1 protein-coding gene is annotated in these 2,701 nt (G+C 68.9%); it reads left to right on the top strand.

The window, feature by feature from the left end; translation table 11 throughout:
- Nucleotides 1-2,650: transcription-repair coupling factor (mfd, locus tag ACFWF3_RS31390; protein ID WP_379317376.1), on the top strand; the 2,650-nt coding region annotated here is incomplete at its 5' end.
- Nucleotides 2,651-2,701: the final 51 nt, after the last annotated feature.

Genomic DNA, 2,701 nt, shown 5'->3' with positions numbered 1-2,701 from the left:
GAGGTTCCTCGAAGCCTCGTGGACCGCCGCCTCGTTCGGCAGCGACGCGCCGCTGGGCGCCAACGGCCTCGACCTGGCTGCCTCCGGCTACCGCAGCCTGCCCGAATTGCACACCAGCGCGGACGAACTCGGCCTGCCGTGGTGGACGCTGAGCCCGCTCAGCTCCGGCGACCCGATCGAGGTGAACCTGCCGGTGGCCGCCGGGCCCACCGCCCGCGGGTCCGAGGAACTGGTCGCCACCATCTTCGCGTCGCTGCGCGCGCATGTCGCCACCGGCGGTCGCGCGGTCGTCGTGGTCACCGGTCACGGCACGGCGCAGCGTGTACTGGAACGGCTCGGCGAGGCCGAAGTGCCCGCCGCGCTGCTGCCCGCCGGTGGGGTGCCGGAGCCGGGAGTGGTGGGCGTGCTGTGTGGTTCGCTGCACGACGGGCTGATCTTCGACGATGCCGGACTGGTGGTCGTCGCCGAGTCCGATCTCACCGGCAACCGGGTCACCGCGCCCACCGAGGGCAAGCGGCTGCCCGCCAAGCGCCGCAACCAGGTCGACCCGCTCGCCCTCACCTCGGGCGACATGGTGGTGCACGACCAGCACGGCATCGGCCGGTTCGTCGAGATGATCGAGCGCACCATCGGCGGCGCACGCCGCGAGTACCTGGTGATCGAATACGCGCCGAGCAAGCGCGGCCAGCCCGGCGACCGCCTGTTCGTGCCGATGGAATCGCTGGACCAGCTCTCCCGCTACGTCGGCGGCGAACTGCCGAGCCTGTCCAAGCTCGGCGGCTCCGACTGGGCGAACACGAAACGCAAGGCGCGCAAGGCCGTTCGCGAGATCGCGGGTGAGCTCGTGCAGCTCTACGCCGCGCGCCAGGCCGCGCCGGGTCACGCCTTCGCCCCGGACACCCCGTGGCAGCAGGAGATGGAGGACGCGTTCGCGTTCACCGAGACCGTCGACCAGATGACCGCCATCACCGACGTGAAGTCGGACATGGAGAAGGCGGTGCCGATGGACCGCGTGGTCTGCGGCGACGTGGGCTACGGCAAGACCGAGATCGCCGTGCGGGCCGCGTTCAAGGCGGTGCAGGACGGCAAGCAGGTCGCCGTGCTGGTGCCCACCACGCTGCTCGCCCAGCAGCACCTACAGACCTTCACCGAACGCGTCGCGGGCTTCCCGGTGACGGTGAAGGGGCTGTCCCGTTTCACCGATGCCTCCGACTCCAAGGAGATCCTGGCCGGGCTGGCCGACGGCTCGGTCGACATCGTGGTCGGCACCCACCGGCTGCTGCAGACCGGTGTGCGCTGGAAGGACCTCGGCCTGGTGGTGGTCGACGAGGAACAGCGCTTCGGTGTGGAGCACAAGGAACACATCAAGGCGCTGCGCACCCACGTCGACGTGCTCACCATGTCGGCCACTCCGATCCCGCGCACCCTGGAGATGAGCCTGGCCGGCATCCGCGAGATGTCGACCATCCTCACCCCGCCCGAGGAGCGTCATCCGGTGCTCACCTATGTGGGCGCCTACAACGACAAGCAGGTCACCGCCGCCATCCGCCGCGAGCTGATGCGCGACGGTCAGGTGTTCTACGTGCACAACCGGGTGTCCTCGATCGACAAGGCCGCCAAGAAGATTCGCGATCTGGTGCCCGAGGCGCGCGTCGTCGTCGCGCACGGTCAGATGAACGAGGACCAGCTCGAGAAGACCGTGCAGGGATTCTGGGAGCGCGAATACGACGTGCTCGTGTGCACCACGATCATCGAGACCGGCCTCGACATCTCCAACGCGAACACGCTGATCGTGGAACGTGCCGATTCCCTCGGCCTTTCGCAGCTGCACCAGTTGCGTGGTCGTGTCGGTCGTTCCCGTGAGCGCGGCTACGCGTACTTCCTGTATCCGCCGGAGAAGCCGCTCACCGAGACCGCCTACGACCGCCTGGCCACCATCGCGCAGAACTCCGATCTGGGTGCGGGTATGGCCGTGGCGATGAAGGACCTCGAGATCCGCGGCGCGGGCAATGTGCTCGGCGCTGAACAGTCCGGTCACGTCGCCGGTGTCGGCTTCGACCTGTACGTGCGACTGGTCGGCGAGGCCGTGGAGGCCTACCGCGCGGCCGCCGACGGCAAGCCGATCGTCACCGAGGAGAACAAGGAGGTGCGCATCGATCTGCCCGTCGACGCGCACATCCCGCCCGACTACATCGCCAGCGACCGGCTGCGGCTCGAGGGCTATCGCAAACTCGCCTCCGCCCAGGACGATTCGGCCCTGGCCGCGGTCGTCGAGGAGCTCGTCGACCGCTACGGCCCGCTGCCGGTGGAGGTCGGGCGACTGGTGGCGGTGGCCAAGCTGCGCCTGCTCGCGCGCGAGTACGACGTGTCCGAGATCGTGGTCACCGGCTCGTCGCTGAAGATCGCGCCGCTGAATCTTCCTGATTCCAAACAGCTTCGGCTCAAGCGGATCTACCCCGCGGCCAACTATCGCCCGGCGAGCGGGCTGATCACCTTGCCGCTGCCGCGGATCACCGACAGCGTCGGCGCCGACCGGGTGCGCGACGTGGCAGTGCTGCAATTCGTCGCCGATCTGCTGCTGGTGCTGGACGGTAAACCCCAGGGGATGGTGGATCTTTCGGTGCCGACAGAAGCTGCGGCGGCGCGATGAGCCAGGAGACGTCCCAGGAACAGGCCGACACTGCGGTCGTCGCCGCGGGAC

The sequence above is a fragment of the Nocardia sp. NPDC060220 genome (assembly GCF_042727815.1).
Classification (GTDB): Bacteria; Actinomycetota; Actinomycetes; order Mycobacteriales; family Mycobacteriaceae; genus Nocardia.
Note: the sequence above shows the minus strand (reverse complement) of the source record. Positions and strands in the feature narration are given on the sequence as shown.